The organism is Tabrizicola sp. T46, assembly GCF_057219895.1.
On sequence record NZ_JBXVVV010000002.1, the window covers coordinates 860,713 to 881,205 of the forward strand.

At 66.6% G+C, this 20,493-nt stretch carries 20 protein-coding genes; 13 read left to right on the forward strand and 7 right to left on the reverse strand.

From position 1 onward, the window contains the following. Positions 1–51 precede the first annotated feature (51 nt). Both AC2D9V_RS11905 and AC2D9V_RS11910 read left to right on the forward strand, forming a co-directional pair. The gene (locus AC2D9V_RS11905; RefSeq protein WP_484714279.1) at positions 52–870 is read left to right on the forward strand and encodes a sulfite exporter TauE/SafE family protein; all 819 of its coding nucleotides are present in this window, start codon (positions 52–54) and stop codon (positions 868–870) included. Next, positions 864–1,628: a hypothetical protein gene (locus AC2D9V_RS11910; RefSeq protein ID WP_484714280.1), complete on the forward strand. Its 765-nt coding sequence runs from the start codon at positions 864–866 to the stop codon at positions 1,626–1,628. Before AC2D9V_RS11905 ends, AC2D9V_RS11910 begins: the two co-directional genes overlap by 7 nt. A 144-nt stretch (positions 1,629–1,772) precedes the next feature. On the opposite strand, the gene AC2D9V_RS11915 is transcribed toward AC2D9V_RS11910, so the two are convergent. Genes AC2D9V_RS11915 through ccmI form a run of 3 tightly spaced genes read right to left on the reverse strand, consistent with a single transcriptional unit; the run spans position 1,773 to position 3,747 of the window. Further along, on the reverse strand, positions 1,773–2,003 hold the full coding sequence (locus tag AC2D9V_RS11915) for a DUF1289 domain-containing protein (protein WP_484714281.1): 231 nt from the start codon (positions 2,001–2,003) through the stop codon (positions 1,773–1,775). Further along, complete coding sequence (ruvX, locus tag AC2D9V_RS11920) at positions 2,000–2,482, reverse strand: Holliday junction resolvase RuvX (protein WP_484714282.1); 483 nt, start codon at positions 2,480–2,482, stop codon at positions 2,000–2,002. Before ruvX ends, AC2D9V_RS11915 begins: the two co-directional genes overlap by 4 nt. Beyond that, positions 2,479–3,747 (reverse strand): c-type cytochrome biogenesis protein CcmI, encoded by a 1,269-nt coding sequence (gene ccmI, locus AC2D9V_RS11925; RefSeq protein WP_484714283.1) that lies wholly within the window; start codon positions 3,745–3,747, stop codon positions 2,479–2,481. The genes ruvX and ccmI overlap by 4 nt, the downstream gene beginning before the upstream one ends. 160 nt (positions 3,748–3,907) lie before the next feature. Between ccmI and AC2D9V_RS11930 the strand changes: the two genes are divergently transcribed. From AC2D9V_RS11930 to AC2D9V_RS11955, 6 genes are all read left to right on the forward strand, one after another. After that, positions 3,908–5,155 (forward strand): sarcosine oxidase subunit beta family protein, encoded by a 1,248-nt coding sequence (locus tag AC2D9V_RS11930; protein ID WP_484714284.1) that lies wholly within the window; start codon positions 3,908–3,910, stop codon positions 5,153–5,155. Positions 5,156–5,234: 79 nt separating this feature from the next. Continuing rightward, complete coding sequence (locus AC2D9V_RS11935) at positions 5,235–5,558, forward strand: sarcosine oxidase subunit delta (RefSeq protein WP_484714285.1); 324 nt, start codon at positions 5,235–5,237, stop codon at positions 5,556–5,558. Next, a complete protein-coding gene (locus AC2D9V_RS11940) occupies positions 5,555–8,560 on the forward strand; it encodes a sarcosine oxidase subunit alpha family protein (RefSeq protein WP_484714286.1) in 3,006 nt (1,001 codons plus the stop codon). The genes AC2D9V_RS11935 and AC2D9V_RS11940 overlap by 4 nt, the downstream gene beginning before the upstream one ends. Then, positions 8,553–9,101 (forward strand): sarcosine oxidase subunit gamma, encoded by a 549-nt coding sequence (locus tag AC2D9V_RS11945; protein ID WP_484714287.1) that lies wholly within the window; start codon positions 8,553–8,555, stop codon positions 9,099–9,101. Before AC2D9V_RS11940 ends, AC2D9V_RS11945 begins: the two co-directional genes overlap by 8 nt. 59 nt (positions 9,102–9,160) lie before the next feature. Next, a complete protein-coding gene (locus AC2D9V_RS11950) occupies positions 9,161–9,592 on the forward strand; it encodes a hypothetical protein (protein WP_484714288.1) in 432 nt (143 codons plus the stop codon). A gap of 98 nt (positions 9,593–9,690) precedes the next feature. After that, positions 9,691–10,293 carry a superoxide dismutase gene (locus AC2D9V_RS11955; protein ID WP_484714289.1) on the forward strand — a complete coding sequence of 201 codons (603 nt, stop codon included), beginning with the start codon at positions 9,691–9,693 and terminating at the stop codon, positions 10,291–10,293. A 50-nt stretch (positions 10,294–10,343) separates the two neighbouring features. Here AC2D9V_RS11955 and AC2D9V_RS11960 read toward each other — a convergent pair whose 3' ends face one another. Beyond that, complete coding sequence (locus AC2D9V_RS11960) at positions 10,344–10,898, reverse strand: LOG family protein (RefSeq protein WP_484714290.1); 555 nt, start codon at positions 10,896–10,898, stop codon at positions 10,344–10,346. Between the two features lie 100 nt (positions 10,899–10,998). Between AC2D9V_RS11960 and AC2D9V_RS11965 the strand changes: the two genes are divergently transcribed. Continuing rightward, positions 10,999–12,306 (forward strand): LysM peptidoglycan-binding domain-containing protein, encoded by a 1,308-nt coding sequence (locus AC2D9V_RS11965; protein WP_484714291.1) that lies wholly within the window; start codon positions 10,999–11,001, stop codon positions 12,304–12,306. Here AC2D9V_RS11965 and AC2D9V_RS11970 read toward each other — a convergent pair. Then, positions 12,270–12,638: an ArsR/SmtB family transcription factor gene (locus AC2D9V_RS11970; RefSeq protein ID WP_484714292.1), complete on the reverse strand. Its 369-nt coding sequence runs from the start codon at positions 12,636–12,638 to the stop codon at positions 12,270–12,272. The genes AC2D9V_RS11965 and AC2D9V_RS11970 overlap by 37 nt on opposite strands. A gap of 97 nt (positions 12,639–12,735) precedes the next feature. Here AC2D9V_RS11970 and AC2D9V_RS11975 point away from each other — a divergent pair, with 97 nt between their 5' ends. From AC2D9V_RS11975 to der, 4 genes are all read left to right on the forward strand, one after another. After that, positions 12,736–14,658, forward strand: a complete 1,923-nt coding sequence (locus AC2D9V_RS11975) for an ABCB family ABC transporter ATP-binding protein/permease (RefSeq protein WP_484714293.1) — start codon at positions 12,736–12,738, stop codon at positions 14,656–14,658. A 136-nt stretch (positions 14,659–14,794) separates the two neighbouring features. Then, positions 14,795–15,451, forward strand: coding sequence for a tetratricopeptide repeat protein (locus tag AC2D9V_RS11980; protein ID WP_484714294.1), 657 nt, complete (start codon positions 14,795–14,797; stop codon positions 15,449–15,451). Positions 15,452–15,476: 25 nt separating this feature from the next. Next, complete coding sequence (locus AC2D9V_RS11985) at positions 15,477–16,838, forward strand: outer membrane protein assembly factor BamB family protein (protein WP_484714295.1); 1,362 nt, start codon at positions 15,477–15,479, stop codon at positions 16,836–16,838. A 49-nt stretch (positions 16,839–16,887) separates the two neighbouring features. Further along, the gene (gene der / locus AC2D9V_RS11990; RefSeq protein ID WP_484714296.1) at positions 16,888–18,369 is read left to right on the forward strand and encodes a ribosome biogenesis GTPase Der; all 1,482 of its coding nucleotides are present in this window, start codon (positions 16,888–16,890) and stop codon (positions 18,367–18,369) included. On the opposite strand, the gene AC2D9V_RS11995 is transcribed toward der, so the two are convergent. Continuing rightward, the gene (locus AC2D9V_RS11995) at positions 18,366–19,070 is read right to left on the reverse strand and encodes a hypothetical protein (RefSeq protein WP_484714297.1); all 705 of its coding nucleotides are present in this window, start codon (positions 19,068–19,070) and stop codon (positions 18,366–18,368) included. The two genes, der and AC2D9V_RS11995, sit on opposite strands and share 4 nt — an antisense overlap. A gap of 26 nt (positions 19,071–19,096) precedes the next feature. Next, a complete protein-coding gene (gene serS, locus AC2D9V_RS12000) occupies positions 19,097–20,386 on the reverse strand; it encodes a serine--tRNA ligase (protein WP_484714298.1) in 1,290 nt (429 codons plus the stop codon). Positions 20,387–20,493: the final 107 nt, after the last annotated feature.

Genomic DNA, 20,493 nt, shown 5'->3' on the forward strand with positions numbered 1-20,493 from the left:
GCACAGGCCAAGGGCTAGTTTGGGCAGATTGACACGCGAAAGAGATGACGGATGCCCGATCCCACCGACCTTCTGCCGATGCTGGCCCTGCTTCTTGTCATCGGTGGCTTTGCCGGGGTGATCGGAGGGCTTCTCGGTGTGGGCGGCGGCATCGTGCTGGTGCCCGCCTTCTTCTATGCCTTCGGCCACCTTGGCTATGGCGGCGACCAGCTGATGCAGATCTGCGTCGCAACCTCGATGGCCACCATCGTCGTCACCTCGCTGCGGTCGGTCTCTTCGCACAACAAGAAGGGCGCCGTCGACTGGGACGTCCTGAAAAGCTGGGGCCCCACGCTCGTCATCGCCTCCGCCATCGGCACCTTCGTCGCCTCGCGCGTGCCCTCGGTCACGCTGCAGGCCGTCTTCGGTGCGCTGGCGGGCCTCGCCGGTCTCTGGATGGCCTTCGGGCGCGATGACTGGCGGCTTGGATCCGCGATGCCGGGACAGCCGACCCGCAGCGCGCTTGCCGGTGGGGTCGGCTTCTTCTCTGCCATGATGGGGATCGGCGGCGGCACCTTCGGCGTACCCCTGATGACGCTTTACGCGATGCCGATCCACCGCGCCGTCGCCACCGCCTCGGGCTTTGGCCTTCTGATCGCGGTGCCGGCGGTCCTCGGCTTCCTGTTCCTTCCGGTGGAGGATGCGCCGCCTTACACCGTGGGGGCGATCAACCTTCCGGCCTTCCTCGTCGTCATCGGCACCACGCTTCTGACCACGCCCCTCGGTGTCCGCCTTGCCCATGCGATGAACCCCAAGCCCCTGAAGCGCGCCTTCGCGATCTTCCTGACGCTCGTGGCGCTCAACATGCTGCGGAAGGTCCTGGGGTGGTAGGGCAGGGGCCAGACCCGCATCCCGACCCGGGCTGGCGGCGCATCGGTCCCCACCCGGCGATCCTTGCCTGGGCCGAAGCCGCCCGCGAAGCCGCGCTGAAGGTCCTCGCCACCAGCCCGGAACCCTGGCGCTGCGGCGGCACATGGTTTGTCGGCGTCGATGCCCTGCCGAACGGCCCCGACGGCGCGGTCGGCGGCATCCCCTTCCCCTGGAACGCGCTCCCCCTTGCGCCCGAACCCCTGCACGCTGCACAGCTTTCGGTGATCCGTCCCGGTTACCCCCAGCCTTCGCCGGAGGAGTCGGACACCGCCTTCGCCTACCGCCGCGACCGGGACGCTGCCCACCTCGACGGCCTTCTGCCCATCGGCCCCGAAAAGCGGCGGATGGTGAAGGAACCCCATGCCTGGATTCTCGGCCTCCCCCTGAACGAAACCACCGCCTCGCCGCTCACCGTCTGGGAGGGCAGCCACGAGGTCCTCCGCGCCGCGGTTCTTGAGGCGCTGAGGCCCCACCTGCCCGAAACCTGGGGCGACGTCGACATCACCGAAGCCTACCAGTCCGCCCGCCGCACCGTCTTCGCCACCTGCCGGCGCATCGAACTGCCGACCCGCCCTGGTGAGGCGACGCTCCTTCACCGCCTGGCCCTGCACGGTGTCGCCGCATGGCGGCCCGGTGATGAAGCCCCACCCGAGGGCCGAATGATCGCCTATCTGCGCCCACAACTCGCTAGCGTCGCCGACTGGCTCACCCGCCCCTGATTTCCTTTCTGCCCAAATATCCTCGGGGGTTCGGGGGGCGAAGCGGCCCCGACAGGGCCAAGCGGCCCCCGGGCCGCGCCGGCGACCCCAAAGGCTTGCGCCTCTGGCGCTCGACTTGAATACCGTCCGTCGCGAAGGACGGCCTCAGCGCTCCAGCCGGCCCATCCGCCCGCCGCGCCGCCTCGCGAGGGTCGGCGCCCGGGCGGGCAGTTCCGCCATCACCGCCGCGCGTTCCTCATGGGTCAGCCGCGACCAGCCCGAGATCTCGTCGATCGTCCGGTAGCAGCCCACGCAGATGCGCGCCTCGGGGTGAACGACGCACAGCTTCACGCAAGGCGAGGCGATCTCGTCGCGCTTCCAGACGTCATCCTTCAAGACGGCTCACTCCGGGCCAGATGCGCCAGCCTGTCCAGCGCGCCTTGCAGGATATAGCCCGCAGCGACCTGGTCGATCACCTCTTTCCGACGCTTTCGCGACGTATCCGCCTCCAGAAGTGCCCTTTCTGCCGCAACCGTGGACAGACGCTCATCCCAATAGCAGATCGGCAGCGGTGTCAGCTTTTCGAGGTTGCGGGCAAAGGCCTGCGTCGCCTGCACGCGCGGGCCGGTCGTCCCGTCCATGTTGAGGGGCAGCCCCAGCACGATCCCCGCAGCCCCGCGCTCTTCCAGAAGCGCCAGAAGCTTCGCCGCATCCAGCGTGAATTTCTCGCGCCGGATCACCTGGATCGGGGTCGCCACCTGGCGCCGCAGGTCGGAAAGTGCCACGCCGATGGTCTTGTCGCCAAGGTCCAGCCCCGCGATCGCCCGGTTCGGGGGTAGGGCGGCCGCGAAGGCCTCGATCGTGGCTGCGATCATGGGTTCAGCCCGCTTTCCACCGCGGCCATCCGCAGGAAGGACAGCTCCGCCGGACGCCCCTCGAACTTGACCTTCGCCTCGTCATAGATCGTCTGCGCCTCGCCCAGCCGTTCCAGGACCGCCAGCGACCGGATCAGCCGCTCCCAGTCCTCGACATCGCCACCCTCTTCGGCAAGCCGCGCGGACAGTTGGGCCACCATCCCCTCGATCATCGCCTGCCGGTCCTCGGGCGACATCTCGGCCGCCGCCGCCATGTCTCCCGCCGTCGGCCCCGCTGCACCCGGCACCTCGTAGCGCACACCGGCAAGGTCGGCGACCATCCCGATCCGGTCGCGGATCGAGCTGACCCAGGGCGCATCCTGGTTCCCGCTCTCGATCAGCGGACGCCAGAAGCGGAAGGCCTGGTCGAACCGCCCGCCCTGCAGGAACATCTCGCCGACGAGGTACCGCGCGAGTTCGTTCGACAGGTCCCGCTCGAGCGTCGCGCGCAGCGCCGCCTCCGCCTCGGGCGAGACATAGCCGCCCGCTTCCGCCACCAGCGCCAGCGCCAGGTTGCCGTGGTCCGCCGCCGTGGCGTTCTCGCCCGTGATCTCCAGCACGCGTTCCTGCGTGCGGACAGCCGCAAGAAGTGCGCCCTCTTCGAAATGCCGCCGGAAGGCCGCGCGCAGCGCCTCGGCGTCCGTCACCGCCGCCAGCTCCGCCACCACCGCCGCACCCGCCGCCGCATCGCGCGGCGCACCGATCCGCTCAAGCTCTTCCTCTTGGCTCGGCCGCGCCGCGATCCCCGCATCCAGCGCCGCGATCCTGGGGCCAAGCGGCATGTCGGGATAGCCAGGCGCCCCCAGCCACCAATAGGCCGCCCCGGTCGCCGGGATCATCGCCGCCACGACCACGCCCGCCACAACCGCTGCCCCCCGGCCGCCCCCGGCCGCCCCGGTTGCCGCTCCCGCGCTCCGGTCGGCCTCCAGCACCCGGCGGCCAACCTCCGCCCGCAGCCGCTCGGCCTCTTCGGGCCCGATCGTCCCGCGCCCCAGGTCGCGCGCGATCTCGGCCAGCTGGTCCTTGTAGATCGCAAGGTCCGGATCGCTCTCGGAACCCTCCCGGTCGCGCCGCAGGGCGGACACCAGAAGGCCGACCACGATCCCCGTGATCATCAGGGCCGCCGCCCAGAAAAGCCACACGTTCATCGGTTCGATCCCACCGTCCGCCGAAGATCCCGCCCAGACCGCGACATAGTTGTTTCGCCCCCCCGCCGAAAGGGGCATTCCGCCGCAAGTCCTTGCCTCACCTGCGGCAGATGCGACAGCGGGGCCGATGTCGCAAATTTCCCGATTGTGCCGCAGACGGGCAGGGCTATAACCCGCAACCGACCCTAGAGAGTGAAGCCGGTCATTGCCATCCGGCCAGTGTGACAAGAGGCCCCCGATGAAGCGCTACTCGGTCTTTGCCATCGCCCGCGAGGCCATGCGCAACCACCTCGGCTGGGACCGGGCCTGGGCCTCGCCCGAACCGAAAGCCGCCTATGACGCGATCATCGTCGGCGCCGGCGGCCACGGCCTTGCCACCGCCTACTACCTTGGCAAGAACCATGGCATCACCAACGTGGCGATCCTGGAAAAGGGCTGGCTCGGCGGCGGCAACACCGGGCGGAACACCACGATCATCCGGTCGAACTACCTCCAGGACTCCTCCGCCGCGATCTACGAAAAGTCGCGCAGCCTTTACGAGACGCTCAGCCAGGACCTGAACTACAACGTCATGTTCAGCCCCCGCGGCGTGATGATGCTCGCGCAGACCCACCACGAGGTCCGCGGCTACCTCCGCACCGCCCATGCGAACGCGCTCCAAGGCGTCCAGACCGAATTCATCAGCCGCGAACGGGTGAAAGAGCTTTGCCCGATCCTCAACATCGACGGCCCGCGCTACCCCGTCCTCGGCGCCCTCTGGCAGCCGCGAGGCGGCACCGGGCGGCATGACGCCGTCGCCTGGGGCTATGCCCGTGCCTGCTCGGCGATGGGCATGCACATCATCCAGAACTGCGAAGTGAAGGGTGTCCGGTCGGAAAACGGCGTTGTCACCGGGGTGGAGACGACGAAAGGCTACATCGGCACGAAGAAGCTCGGGATGGTCGTCGCCGGTCACTCCGGGCAACTGGCCGAGATGGCCGGCTTCCGCCTGCCGATCGAGGCGGTGGCGCTGCAGGCCCTCGTCTCGGAACCGATCAAGCCCTGCATGGACGTGGTCGTGATGGCCAACACCGTCCACGGCTATATGTCGCAATCCGACAAGGGCGAAATGGTGATCGGCGGCGGCACAGACGGGTTCAACAACTACACCCAGCGCGGCTCCTTCCACCATATCGAGGAAACCCTTCGCGCGCTGGTCGAGACCTTCCCGATCATCAGCCGCCTCAAGATGCTCCGCCAGTGGGGCGGGATCGTCGACATGACCGGCGACCGGTCGCCCCTCATCTCGAAGACGCCCCTTGGCAATTGCTTCATAAACTGCGGCTGGGGCACCGGCGGGTTCAAGGCGATCCCCGGCTCCGGCTGGGCGATGGCTGAGCTCATGGCCAAGGGCGAACCCGGGCCGCTCGCCGCCGAATTCAACATGTGGCGCTTCAAGGAAGGCCAGTTCATCGATGAATCGGTGGCCGCAGGAGTGGCGCACTGATGCAAAGCCCCGATTTTTCGCAGAAAAATCGTGCACGAGTTTTCTGCGAAAACTCGGCGACAACGACCGGAGAGCGCCAATGCTGACCCTCGAATGCCCCTACTGCGGTGTGATGGCCGACGAGACCGAGCTTTCTCCCGGCTACGAGGCGCATCTGAAACGCTTCGGCCCCGGCTCCTCGCCCGAGGAGTTCGAGGCCTACATGTTCGCCCGCAAGAACCCCAAGGGCGTCCACTTCGAACGCTGGCGGCATACCTACGGCTGTGGCAAGTGGTTCCTCGCCGCCCGCTGCACCGCAACGCTGGAAGTGTTCGGCACCTACCCCGCGCAGATCTCCGAACCCCCGCCCGAGATCATCGCCAAGATCAAGGCCCGCCGGCCTGACTGGAAGGGCTATAAATGAGCACCCGTCTTGCCAAGGGCGGCCGCCTGATCGACCGCACCGCGCCCGTCGAGTTCACCTTCAACGGCAAGCGCCTGCGGGGCTATCAGGGCGACACCCTCGCCTCGGCGCTTCTGGCCAATGACCAGATGCTCGTCGGCCGCAGCTTCAAGTACCACCGTCCGCGCGGCATCGTCGCCTCGGGGCCGGAAGAGCCGAACGCGCTTGTCAACCTCGGGTCCGGCGCGCGGCTGGAACCGAACCAGCGCACCACGACGACCGAGCTTTTCGACGGGCTTGAGGCCACCAGCCAGAACCACTGGCCTTCGCTCGACTTCGACGTGGGCGTGGTGAACAACTATGCCGCCCGCTTCCTGCCCGCGGGCTTCTACTACAAGACCTTCATCCACCCGCGCCCCTTCTGGAAGCACGTGTTCGAGCCGATCATCCGCCGCTCGGCCGGCCTCGGCAAGGCACCCACAGAAGGCGATGCCGACCGCTACGAACAGGCCTATGCCTTCTGCGACGTGCTCGTGGTGGGGGCAGGGGTTGCCGGCCTTCTGGCCGCGAAGGCCGCCGCCGAGGCTGGCAGCCGCGTGATCCTTCTGGAACAGGCCCCGACAGTCGGCGGGCGCAGCCCGGTCGACGAGACCGAGGTGCAGGGCCAGCCGGTCGAGACCTGGCTTGCCGCCATCGAAGCCGACCTTGCCGCCCGCGATAACGTGACGATCCGCACCCGCACCTGCGCCTTCGGGGTCTATGACCACGGCTACGTCCTTGCCGACGAACGTGTCGCCGACCACACCCCCGGTGACGGGCGGCCTAAGCACCGGCTCTGGCGTATCCGGGCGGGCCGGATCATCACCGCGACCGGCGCCATCGAACGCCCGCTCTCCTTTGCCGGGAACGACATCCCCGGCGTGATGCTGGCCGGGGCGGTGCGCGACTATGTCGTGAACCACGCCGTCTCGCCCGGCGACCGCACCGTTGTCGTCACCAACAACGATTCCGCCTACCAGACCGCCCTTGCGCTCAAGGCTGCGGGGCTGGACGTCCCCGCGATCCTCGACGCCCGCGACACGGCGACCGGTGCGCTGCCCGAGGCCGCCCGTGCCGCCGGCATCCGCGTCCTGACCGGCAAGGCCATCGCCAAGGTGAAGGGCGGCAAGCGCGTCACCGGCGTCGCGATCTGTGCCCAGGCCGGCGAGGGCGCAGTGCAGGAAGAAATCGCTTGTGAGGCCGTCGCCATGTCCGGCGGCTGGTCGCCCGTCGTCCATCTGTTCAGCCACTGCGGCGGCAAGCTGGCCTGGGACCAGACGATCTCTGCCTTCGTCCCTGACCCGAACCGCCCGCCCCTGAACCATGACGGCTCGGCAATGGTGACGGTGGTCGGTGCCGCCGCTGGCCACCTCGATCTGCCCGCCATTATGGAGGGGGTTGCGCAAACCGCCGTCTCTGCGCGCGTAGAGACCAAAGGAAGACGCAAGGAAGACGCGAAGAAGACGCCGAAAACCACGGTCGAAATCCCCCCGGTCTGGGTCATGCCGCAGGGCGCGCCGGTGGCGCTGCGGTCGAAGATGTGGCTCGATTACCAGAACGACGTGAAGGTTTCCGACGTCCAGCTTGCGGCCCGCGAGGGCTATCAATCGGTCGAACATACCAAGCGCTACACCACGCTCGGCATGGCGACTGATCAGGGAAAACTCAGCAACATCAACGGTCTCGCGGTCCTTGCTGATGCTTTGGGTGAGGAGATTCCGCAGGTCGGCACCACCACCTTCCGCCCGCCCTACACCCCCGTCACCATCGGCGCGCTGGCGGGTGAGGCGCGGGGCGAGATCTTCCAGCCCCTGCGCCGCACGCCGATGCACGAAGCGCATGAGAAATCAGGGGCTTACTTCGAACCCGTCGGCCTCTGGCGCCGCCCCTACTGCTTCCCGCGGGCGGGCGAAACCCACGAACAGGCGGTGCATCGCGAGGTTCTGAACACCCGCCACAACCTCGGCCTCCTCGACGCCTCGACCCTTGGCAAGATCATCGTCAAGGGGCCGGACGCGGGGAAATTCCTCGACATGTTGTATACCGGCGTCATGTCGACGCTACCGGTGGGCAAGTGCCGCTATGGCCTGATGTGCAACGAACAGGGCTTCCTCTCCGACGACGGCGTCGTCGCCCGGATCAGTGAGGATACCTGGCTTTGCCACACCACCTCTGGCGGGGCCGATCGTATCCACGCCTGGATGGAGGACTGGCTCCAGTGCGAATGGTGGGACTGGCAGGTCTACACCGCCAACGTGACCGAACAATACGCGCAAGTGGCCGTCGTCGGACCGAACGCAAGGAAGCTCCTGCAAGTCCTTGGCGGCATGGACGTTTCCAAGGAAGCGTTGCCCTTCATGCAATGGGCCGACGGCACCCTCGGCGGCTTCCCCGCGCGGGTCTACCGGATCAGCTTCTCGGGTGAGCTATCTTACGAGATCGCCGTCCCGGCAAGCCATGGTGCCGCCTTCTGGGCGGCCAGCATGGAGGCCGGAAAGGCCTTGGGCGCAATGCCTTACGGGACGGAAGCCCTGCATGTGATGCGCGCCGAAAAGGGCTTCATCATGATCGGGGACGAAACCGACGGCACGGTGATCCCGCAGGACCTTGGTCTTGACTGGGCGATCTCGAAGAAGAAGGTCGACTACCTTGGCAAGCGCGGGCAGGAACGCACCTTCCTTGCCAGCCCCGACCGCTGGAAGCTCGTGGGCTTCGAAACCCTTGACGGCTCGGTCATCCCCGATGGCGCCTATATCGTCGCCGAGGGCGTGAACGCGAATGGGCAACGCAACGTTCAGGGACGGGTAACCTCGACCTACTATTCCCCCACGCTTAAGCGGGGAATCGCGATGGGCCTTCTGAAGCATGGGCCAGAGCGGATGGGTGAGGTGGTGGAGTTCAACACGGTTGCCGGCGGCACGGTGAAAGCGCGGGTGCGCGATACCGTGTTCTACGACAAGGACGGGGAGAAGCAGAATGTCTGATCCGGTCTCGGCCCTCGGCGGCGCAAGCTTTACCGGTTTTGCCAACATCCGCGAAATCGGCCCCCTTGGCATGGTAACACTCCGCGCCAAGGGGTTGAAAAATCTCGAGAAGGCGGTCAAGGCTGCGACCGGAACACGGACCCCCACACAACGCCGGATCGAGGTTTCGGGTGACCGCGCCTGCGCCTGGATGAGCCCGGATGAATACCTGCTCGTCATGCCCTATGCCGAGGTTGCAAAGGCCCTGGCCGCCATCGCCAAGGCCCTTGGGGCGGATCATCACCTGGCCGTCGACGTCTCCGATGCACGGGCCGTCTTCCGGATCGAGGGCGACCGTGCCGACCAGGTCCTGCGGAAGCTTTCCCCCGCCGACTTCGACCGGCTGGAGGCGGGCGAGATTCGGCGGACCCGCGCGGCGCAGGTTGCCGTGGCCTTCTGGCAGCAGGACGGCGGCTTCACGCTGGTCTGCTTCCGTTCAGTTGCAGGTTATGTCATGGGCCTTCTGACCAACGCTGCCCAGCCGGGAAGCGAGCTTTCCTGACCCGGTTGGGGTGGGCGAAGGCCCATTGACCCGGAAAGCCGTTCCGCCCGATCATTCCGATGGCAGGGCGGTACCGGATGATCATGGCGCGCAGGCTTGGCGGATTTCTGGCGGTCCTCGGTGGCCTTGGCGCAGCGCCCGCGCTGGCCTTGACCATCGAATGCACCATCCCCCAGTCGGCGGCCGGCGGGGGCTACATCACTGAAACCTATGTCTTTCACCATGACACGGGCGACAGCACCGCCGTCGCTTCGGATGCGGTGATCCTTTACTATTACGACGCGCCAATCGAGGTGAAGGTCACAAGCGACACCGCGGCAAAGCTTGTCCTGTCATGGAACGTGCCCATGACCAACCGCATCGGCCAGCAGACCAAGATGATGTATCGCGCGACCTTCTTCCGGCAGACGGGCCAGATGACCGTGCGCGCGACCCCCGGCGGCGGATATGTCAACACCTTCGAGGGCCGGGGAACTTGCCGCCAGGTCTAGGGTTCCTGCTTGAGGAAACGCGCCCGAAGCCTTGACCTTCCCCGAAGTTGCCCCCTTATTCGCCTGTGACCGTACTTGCCGCAACAGGAGTATTTCCGATGGCCTTCACCCTTCCCGATCTTCCCTACGCGCATGACGCGCTGGCCTCCCTCGGCATGTCGAAGGAGACGCTGGAATACCACCATGACCTGCACCACAAGGCCTATGTCGACAACGGCAACAAGCTGATCGCCGGGACCGAGTGGGAATCGAAGTCGCTGGAAGACATCGTCCGCGGCACCTATCAGGCCGGTGCGGTCGCGCAGAACGGGATCTTCAACAACGCCAGCCAGCACTGGAACCACAACCTCTTCTGGGAAGTGATGGGCCCGGGCGAAGGCAAGAAGATGCCGGGCGCGCTCGAAAAGGCGCTGACCGATGCCTTTGGTTCGGTCCAGAAGTTCAAAGACGATTTCGCCGCCGCCGGTGCGGGCCAGTTCGGCTCGGGCTGGGCCTGGCTGGTCAAGGACAAGGACGGCAGTCTGAAGATCACCAAGACCGAGAACGGGGTGAACCCGCTCTGCTTCGGCCAGACGGCACTTCTGGGCTGCGACGTGTGGGAGCACAGCTACTACATCGACTTCCGCAACAAGCGCCCGGCCTATCTCACCAACTTCCTCGAAAAGCTGGTGAACTGGGAAGCCGTCGCCGCGCGGATGTAAGCGTCCGACCTGCTGGAAACTGGGCCGCAGCTTCCGCGCTGCGGCCCTTTTCATTGCCGTAGGTCGGTTGCCAGCGCGGCGGCCAGCGCCTCGGGTGAGGGGATCGTCCGGTAAAGCCCAAGCATCGAGGGATCGGCGAAGCCCTCAGCAACGACATGGGCCAGAAGAGCGGTCAGCGGGTCCCAGTAGCCGTCGATGTTCATGAGGTAGATGGGCTTGCGGTGCAGCCCGATCTGCGCCCAGGTCAGGACCTCGAAGAACTCGTCCAGGCTTCCCGCTCCGCCAGGCAGCACGACGACGGCGTCCGAGTTCATGAACATGACCTTTTTCCGTTCGTGCATGTCCTCGGTGACGACGATGTTCGACATGTCGCGCTTCTTGCGCTCGCGGTTCAAAAGATGGACCGGGATCACCCCCAGCGTGGGCGCACCAGCGGAAATGGCCGCCGCCGCGACCTCGCCCATCAGGCCGACATCGCCCGCACCGAAGACCAGCCGGCAGCCGCTTTCCGCGATCACCCGGCCGGTCGCCCGCGCCGCCTCGGCATAGGCCGGTCGGTTGCCGGAGCGCGAGCCGCAGAAGACGCAGATCGATGGCTTGGTCATTGCGGGCACCTGAAAACGGTTGCTTTGTCCGGCGATATAAAGATTCCTGAGCCCAAGGAAAGCCGCGCGGCACTGAACCGCGCGAAAGGGGAGATGCGGCATGTCGGCTTGGGGGTCCATCGGCCCGGGGACGCGGGTTCTTGTCCTGGCCCTTGGCGGCGGGGTGCTGGCGGGGGCCGGGGCGCTGATCTGGCAAGCCACGCGTCCGGTGGCGCCTCCACCAGCCGCCGATGTCGCAGCGGTCGAGCCTGCGCCCGTTGCGGCACCCGAGGCCGCAGCTCCGGCCGCAGAGGCCGCCGCCCCGGCACCCGAGCCCGATCCGGTTCCGGTTCTGCCCAAGATCGACACCTGGCGCGTCGCTCAGGACGGCGAGGCGCTGGTCGCGGGCCTTGCGGAGCCCGGTGCCACGGTTTCGGTGGTTGTCGACGACCGCACTGTTGCCGAAGGCGCAGCCCTTCCGTCGGGCGAGTTCGTGCTGCAGTTCACGCTGCCGCCGAACCCCGAGCCGAGCCTTCTGAGGCTGTCCATGACCGGCCCGGACGGTGCGCCGGTCGTTTCGCCCGAGATCATCGCCCTCGCGCCGGTCGCCGGGCCGGAGCCAGAGGTTGCGGCGGCGGCGGAACAGGTAGCCAGTGTTGCCGAGGAACCATCCGCAGCCGTGCCCGAACCTGTGGCCGAAGCCGCGCCCTCGGCCCTTCTTGTAACCGACGAAGGCGCGGTTGTCCTGCAGGACCCCGTTCCGCCCGATCCCGCGCTGGCCGCCGAGGTGCAGATCGATACCATATCCTATCTGCCGTCAGGCGAGGTCCAGCTTGCCGGGCGCGGCACGGCCGGGGCGGCCTTGCGCCTTTACCTCGACAATGCCGATGTCGCGGTCGGTTCGGTGGAAGGGGACGGGCGCTGGCAGGTCACGCTCGGGGACACCGCGCCGGGGATCTACACGCTGCGGGTCGACCAGTTGGATGCGACCGGGAAGGTCTCGTCTCGCTTCGAAACGCCCTTCAAGCGTGAGACGGTGGAAGCGCTGGCCCTTGCCGCCGAGCCACCCGCCGAACCCCCCGCCGCGCCCGAACCCGCCCCGGAAACCGCTGTGGCAGAGCCATCCGCGCCGGTGGAGGCGGCTGAGGCCACGCCCGATCCGGTGACGGAAACCGCAGCCGAACCGGTTGCCGAGGCCGCTCCCGACCCGGAACCCGCTGCGGAACCCGTCGCCCTTGCCGAAGCCGCCCCGCCGCCGGTGACGATCACGGTGCAGCCCGGCTTCACGCTTTGGGGCATTGCGCAGGAAAGTCTTGGCGATGGAGTCCTTTATGTGCAGGTCTACGAGGCCAACCGCGACCGGATCAAGGACCCGGACCTGATCTATCCCGGTCAGGTCTTCTCGCTTCCCGAAGCCCCGCCCCCTTGAAGGGCAGGCTCTGCGCGCCGGTGACCGCAGGCCGCCAGCACCTCGGGGTGGTCGGCGCAGCAGTCGTTCAGGAGGTACGAGATCGTGCGCCCAAGCCCTGCGGCATCGAGGCTGTAGATCACATTCCGCGCAACCCGGCGCGACCGGATGAGGCCCGCCTGTTCCAGCGCGGCAAGGTGGAAGGACAGTCTGGGCGCCGCCAGCCCCAGGGCTTGCGCGATCTGCCCGGCAGGCATACCAGCGGCACCGAGTGGCGTCAGAAGCCGGATCAGGTCCAGCCGCGTCTCATGGGCCAAAGCCGCCAATGCGACGAGAACCTTTTGCCGATCCACTTTACATTGCTCCATCGTTCAAATATTCAAGAACGGTTGAAATGACACTAACTGAACCGGAGCCCCGCTGCAAGGTCCCGGACAAGAGGACCAAAGAATGCGCCGGGTGACTGCCAACGCGACCTCAGCCGACACTCCATCCAAGGCGGCCTCGGGCTGGCAGACGATCCGCAGGGTGGCTCCCTATCTCTGGCCGGAAGGGCAGGGCTGGATCAAGCGGCGGGTCGTCGGGGCGCTGTTCTTCCTTCTGCTCGCCAAGCTCGTCTCGATCTCGACGCCCTATATCTACAAGCTGGCGGTCGACAGTCTTGCAGGCGAGGGTCCCGACACCGGGATGATCCTCGGCCTCGGCGCGGTCGGCCTGGTCGTCGCCTATGGCCTTGCACGCCTTGGCGCGGTCCTTTTCGGGGAACTGCGCGACGCCGTCTTCGTGCGGGTCGGCCAGCGGGCCATCCGCCGCCTGGCGATCGAGACCTTCACCCACATCCACCGGCTTTCCTTGCGCTATCATATCACCCGCAAGACCGGGGGCCTTTCACGCATCATAGAACGCGGGGTCAAGGGTGTGGATTTCCTCCTGCGCTTCATGCTCCTCTCGATCGGCCCGCTGATCCTGGAACTGACCCTTGTGGCGATCATTTTCGCGCTGGTTTTCGGCTGGCAGTATTCGGCGGTCGTCGTCGTCACCATCGCGCTTTACGTCTGGTTCACCTTCACCGTCACCGAATGGCGGGTGAAGCTCCGGCGCGAGATGAACGACCAGGACACCGACGCCAACCAGAAGGCGATCGACAGCCTGCTGAACTACGAAACCGTCAAGTATTTCAACGCCGAACAGCGTGAAGCCGACCGCTACGATTCCGCGATGCGGCAGTACGAGACGGCGGCGGTGAAGACCGGCCTGTCACTCTCGTTCCTCAACATCGGCCAGGCCGCGCTGATCACCACCGGCCTTGTCATCGTCATGGCGATGAGCGCGCTTGGCGTGAAGGCGGGGACCCTGACGGTCGGCGACTTCGTCATGGTCAATGCCTACATGATCCAGATCACGCTGCCCCTGAACTTCCTTGGCACCGTCTACCGCGAGATCCGGCAGGCCCTGGTCGACATGGGCGAGATGTTCGGCCTTCTCGGCCAGCCGGCCGAGATCGTCGATGCCCCCGACGCCAAACCCCTTGTCGTCCACGCCGGCAACATCGTCTTCGACCATGTCCGCTTCGGCTATGAACCGACGCGCGAGATCCTGAAGGACGTCTCGTTCACACTTGCCCCCGGGCAGAAGCTGGCACTGGTCGGCCATTCCGGTTCCGGCAAGTCGACGATCGGGCGGCTTCTCTTCCGCTTCTACGACGTCACCGCCGGGTCGATCCGCATCGACGGGCAGGACCTTCGGGACGTGACGCAAACCTCGCTTCACGCCCAGATCGGGGTCGTCCCGCAGGACACCGTGCTTTTCAACGACACCATCCGCTACAACATCGCCTATGGCCGCGACAATGCGACCGAGGACGAGATCATCGCCGCCGCCAAGGCCGCGCGAATCCACGACTTTGTGACCAGCCTGCCCGAAGGCTATGACACCAAGGTGGGCGAACGGGGGCTGAAGCTTTCGGGCGGCGAAAAGCAGCGCGTCGGCATTGCAAGGACGCTCTTGAAGAACCCGCCGATCCTGATCCTGGATGAAGCGACCAGTGCGCTCGACACCCAGACCGAACGTTCGATCCAGGATTCGCTGGCCGAAATGGGCGCCGGGCGCAGCGTCATCGCCATCGCGCACCGGCTGTCCACCATTGCCGATGCGGACCTGATCCTTGTGCTGGAAGAGGGCAGGGTGGTCGAACGCGGCCAGCATGACCAGCTTCTGGCGCAGGGCGGCATCTATGCCGCGATGTGGCAGCGGCAGGTCATGGAAGGCGAGGATTTCGCCAGTCCGGGCATCGACCTTCCCGGTGCCAGACCCGACCACGAAGTGACAGACCTGCCGAAAGGCGGTGAATGGCGCTGGGCGCCGAAGAACTGACGCCCCCCAGCGCCTCTAGGCCTATCCCAGTCGAGTCTTGTCGGCCCGCAACCAATCGCCCATCCGGACGGGGCAGGGCTTGGCAACCTCTGGCCTTTGCCTGTAAGACGACTGAAACCAAACCAGAGGCTTGGGCGTGAGCAATCCCGACAGTTTCATCGAAGAAGTCACCGAAGAGGTGCGCCGCGACAAGTTGTTCGCGATCTTCCGTAAATACGGTTGGATCGCGATTGTCATCGTGCTGGCGCTGGTTGGCGGCACGGCCTGGACCGAATGGTCGAAATCGCGCGCAGAGGCACGCGCCCAGGCCTTCGGCGACGCCCTGATCGACGCGCTGGACCAGGGCACCCCCGCTGAACGTCGCGAGGCGCTTGCTGCGATTCCGACCGATGGGGCGCAGACGGCCCTTCTGAAGCTGATCATGGCGTCGGACCCAGACGAGGACCCTGCGGCAACGCTTGCAGCCCTTGATGCGGTTGCTGCCGATGCCACCCTTCCGGCGGTCTACCGCGATCTTGCCGCGCTCCGCCGTGTCCTGGTTGGGGGAACCGAGGTGCCGCTGGCGGACCGCCGCACCGCCTTGCAAGCAATCGCGGCTCCGGGCCGTCCCTACCGGACCTTGGCCGAGGAACTCCTGGCGTATCTTCTGGTCGAGGAAGGCAAGATGGACGAGGCGATCGCGGCAATGAGCACGCTGATGCAGGACCAGGAGGCCTCGACCGCGCTGCGTGGCCGGTTGGGCCAGATGATCACGGCCCTTGGTGGCACGCCGCCCGCGGCGTCGGCTGGCTGACAGGGCAAGGGAAGGATCCGGTCAAGTGAAAGGCACGGCAAAGTTCAGGCTGATGATGGGCGGAGCCCTCATGCTGGCGCTTGCCGCCTGCGCCGAGAAGGAACCGATCCTGGAAGGTGAACGCCTTTCGGTCCGGAGCGACCTTACCCTTGCCGAACCCGCCGAAGGCCAGCCCGCCGCGGCAGAGGCCACCGCGCCCGCCAGCACCAACCGCAGCGCGCCGATTTCCCTCCCGGCGCAAAGCAACGCTGCCGACTGGACCCACCGTGGCGCGAATTCGCGCCACCTGATGCCGCATGCCGCCCTCAGCCCGGCCCCCCAGCGGGTGTGGAGCGCGACGATCGGCGAAGGCTCCAGCCGCAAGAACCGCATCTCGGCCGCTCCGGTCGTATCGGCCGGGCGCGTCTTCACGATGGACGGTGCTGTCACCGTGGCCGCGACCTCGACTGCCGGCGCACCGCTTTGGGCGACGGACCTCACCGCCGACTTTGACCGCGGCGGCGGCCAGTCCAGCGGCGGCCTTGCAGTCGGCGGCGACCGGCTTTTCGCCACCACCGGCTATGGCGAACTGGTCGCACTGGACGTCTCAAGCGGTGCGGTCCTCTGGCGGCAGGAGCTTGACACGCTTGCCGGCGGCGCGCCTGCGACCGACGGCACCACAGTCTATGTCACGGGTCGCGACGGCTCAGCCTGGGCGCTTTCGGCCAAGGATGGCAAGGTCATCTGGCGGGTCGTGGGCACCGCCGGGACCACGGGCTACGTCGGCGCTGCCGCCCCGACGATTGGCGACCGCGTCGTGATCTTCCCCTCCAGCGGGGGCGAGCTTCTGGCAGTCCTAAAGATCGGCAACGGCACAACGGTGTGGCGCAGCTCGCTTGCCGGGCGCCGCCTTGGGCGGGCCTATGCCTTTTCCCCCGACATCACCGGGGATGCGGTGATCAGCGGCTCCACCCTCTTTGCCGGAACTGCGGCGGGGCGGACCGTCGCGCTTGACGCCTCTTCAGGCGAAGAGATCTGGTCAGCCAGCGAAGGTGCGCTGGGGCCGGTTGCCGTCGCCGGCGGGTCGATCTTCCTTATCAGCGACGAAGCCAATCTCGTGCGCCTGAACGCTTCGACCGGCGAGGTGATCTGGTCTGTGCCGATGCCCTATTTCGTCGATGAAAAGGTCAAGCGGCGGAAGGCGATCTTTGCCCATTATGGGCCTGTCGTCGCCGGTGGCAGGGTGATGGTCGTCTCGTCTGACGGCCTCTTGCGTGCCTTTGACCCGCAAGACGGCAGCCTGACCCACACCGCCGAAATCCCCGGCGGGGCCGCCACGCAACCGGCCATTGCTGGCGGAACACTGTTCGTCGTCGGCACCGAAGGCCAACTTCACGCTTTCCGCTGAGGCCAAGCCCGTGTATGGCAGGCGCTTCGCACCTCGCCGGACCTGAACCATGAGCTTTACCCTCGCCATCGTGGGCCGCCCGAATGTGGGCAAGTCGACCCTCTTCAACCGCCTCGTCGGGCGGAAGCTTGCGCTTGTCGATGACCAGCCCGGGGTGACCCGCGACCTGCGCGAAGGCGACGCAAAGCTCTTCGACCTCCGGTTCACCGTGATCGACACCGCCGGCCTGGAAGAGGTTACGGACGACAGCCTGCAGGGCCGGATGCGCCGCCTGACCGAACGCGCGGTCGAAATGGCGGACGCCTGCCTTTTCGTGATCGACGGCCGGGTCGGCGTGACCCCCACGGACGAAGTCTTCGCCGACATCCTGCGCAAGAAGAACGCCCGCGTTTTCCTTGCCGTGAACAAGGCTGAGGGCAAGGCCGGTGATGCCGGCGCGCTGGAAGCATACTCTCTTGGCCTGGGCGAGCCGATCCGCATCTCGGCCGAACATGGCGAGGGGATGGACGACCTTTACCGCGAGCTCAAACCCCTTGAGGGCGAGTTTGCCGAGCGCGAGGCCGAGAACGCCCCCGAGGTCGACCTCGATCTTTCCGAGGAAGACGCCGAACTTGACGCGGACGAAACCGCGCATCACCCCACGGTGAAAAAGCCCCTGCAGATCGCGGTCATCGGGCGGCCCAACGCCGGAAAGTCGACGCTGATCAACAAGATCCTCGGTTATGACCGCCTGCTGACGGGACCCGAGGCCGGGATCACCCGCGACGCCATCTCGGTCCGCGCCGACTGGCAGGGCACGCCGATCCGCATCTTCGACACCGCCGGGATGCGGAAACGCGCCCGCGTGACGGAAAAGCTGGAAAAGCTTTCCGTCTCCGACGGCATCCGGGCCGTGCGCTTTGCCGAGGTGGTGGTCGTCCTTCTTGACGTCGAAATCCCCTTTGAAACCCAGGACCTCCGCATCGCCGACTTTGCCGAGACGGAAGGCCGTGCCGTCGTGGTCGCCGTGAACAAGTGGGACCTCGAGGAAGGCAAGCAGGAAAAGCTCGCCGAGCTGAAAGAGATGTTCGACCGCCTGCTTCCCCAGCTGCGCGGCGCGCCCTTGGTCACCGTCAGCGCCAAGACGGGCCGCGGCCTCGACCGTCTGCATGACGCGATCCGCCGCGCGCATGACGTCTGGAATCGCCGCGTGCCGACCGCCCGGCTGAACACCTGGCTTGGTGCGATGACTGAGGCGCACCCCCCGCCGGCCCCCGGCGGCCACCGGATCAAGCTGCGCTACATGACGCAGGCCAAGACCCGGCCCCCGGGATTTGTCATCAAATGCTCGCGCCCCGATGAACTGCCGGAAAGCTACAAACGCTATCTGATCAACGGCTTGCGTGACCATTTCGACATGCCGGGCACGCCGATCCGCCTGTTCCTGCGGTCTCAGGGGAATGAAAACCCGTGGAAGGAACGCAAGTTCAACACGCCCAGCCGTTTGCGGAAGCACATGGATGGCAAGGCCGGGCAAAGCCCGAAGCGTTAGGCCTGTCGCGCGGCCCACATGGTTACGGCCATCACGGCAATCCCCGACCCGGCCATCACCGCCACGGTCAGGTTCCCGCCAGCATTGGCCACGATCACCCCGGCCAGCGCCCAGATCACCGTCAGCCCGTAAACCGGCATTGCCGGGCGGCGCATCTGCACGGTCACCGCGATCGCCAGCACCAGGGCCAGCATCGCGGCGGCAGAGCCTGTGTCGCTCAGCCAGCCGTAGCCCGCGATCAGAACCCCGGTCGACACGGCGGAGGCCGCTGACAGCCAGCCCGCGAAGATCGCTATCGGGCCGGACAGCATCCATCGGTCGGTCGCTGGATCGGCGAGCAGGAAGGCCAGGATCGCCGCCCCGGCCATGATCCAGATCGTGACCGTCCCCCAGATCGCACTCTGCCCCGCGATCCAAAGCCACACCGCCCCCACCGCGACTGCAATCGTCAGCGGCAGGCGAGTCTTCTGCCACGCCGCATCCGCGGGCCGTTTCCAGAACCCGAAGACGGCATGGGCGATCAGCCAAAGGTAGATCACGCTCCAGATCGCGAAGGAATAGCCCGCGGGCTGGATCGAGGGGCGGACGATATAGACCGGGAACATCGCCGGGTCATAGCCGGTGAAGGGCGGCGTGACGAAAGGCGCCACGCCGAAGGCCAGCGTGGCAACCAGAAGGATCAGGGCGCTTGCGTTCTGCATGACTGTCTTACGCGCGCCGACGCCGATCAGACCAGTTGCCCGTCCACCGCGATCCGCGTCTTGCCGCCCAGATAGGGCGCCAGAACCGCCGGCAGCGCCACCGAACCGTCCGCCTCCTGCCCGTTCTCCAGGACCGCAATCAGGCAGCGCCCGACAGCCAGACCGGATCCGTTAAGCGTCGCCACGAACTCGGGCTTCCCACCGGCCGGGCGATAACGCGCGTTCATCCGCCGCGCCTGGAACTGACCGCAGGTCGAGACCGAGCTGATCTCGCGATAGGTGTTCTGCCCGGGCAGCCAGACCTCAAGGTCATGCGTCTTCTGCGCGCCGAATCCCATGTCGCCGGTGCAAAGAACGATGGTGCGATAGGGCAGGCCAAGCCGCTCCAGCACGGCTTCGGCGCATTTCGTCATCCGCTCATGTTCCGCCAGCGCCGTCTCGGGCGTGCAGATCGTCACCATCTCGACCTTCTCGAACTGGTGCTGGCGCAGCATGCCGGTCGTGTCCTTGCCCGCCGACCCGGCCTCGGACCGGAAGCAATGGGTATGCGCCGTCAGGCGAATGGGCAGCGTGCCCTCGTCGAGGATGTCGCCCGCGACCGAGTTGGTCAGCGTCACTTCAGAGGTCGGGATCAGCCACCAGCCGTTCGTGGTCTGATAGCTGTCCTCGGCGAATTTCGGCAGCTGGTTGGTGCCGTACATCGCGTCTTCCTTGACGAGGACGGGGGTCCAGGTCTCGGCCAGACCGTGCTCGGTCGTGTGCATGTCCAGCATGAACTGCGCCAGCGCGCGGTGAACGCGGGCAACCGCGCCGCGCAGGACGACAAAGCGGCTGCCGGAAAGCTTGGCGGCGGTCGGAAAGTCCAACCCATCCTTCGCCGCCGGAATATCGAAATGTTCCAATGGCTTGAAATCCATCGCCCGGGGTGCGCCCCAGCGCCGGATTTCCACATTCGCGGTCTCGTCCGGACCTTCGGGCACTTCGTCGAGCGGCAGGTTCGGGATCCGCATCAGCGCATCCTTCAGCCGCGCATCCTCGGCCGCCGCCTCTTCGGTCAGCCGCGCCCCTTCGGCCTTCTTCTCGGCCACCAGCGCCCGCAGTCGCTCGAATTCCGCATGATCGCCGCGCGCCTTGGCGGCCCCCACCTCTTTCGAGGCGGCATTCTGCGCCGCTGCCGCCGTCTCGGCCGCAAGAATCCTTGCCCGCCGCGCCTCGTCGATCGCCAGAAGTTCGGCCGACATGCCCGCCAGCCCGCGCCGTGACATGGCCGCATCGAAAGCGGCCGGGTTTTCGCGGATGAAACGGATGTCGTGCATGGTCTTGCGCCTCTGCTGAGATACGCCGGCGCTTATGCCCCATATCGCCGAAGGGTGAAAGGTCCCGGCGATCGTCCAAACCGCTTCGCTCCCTCTGGCAATGCGGC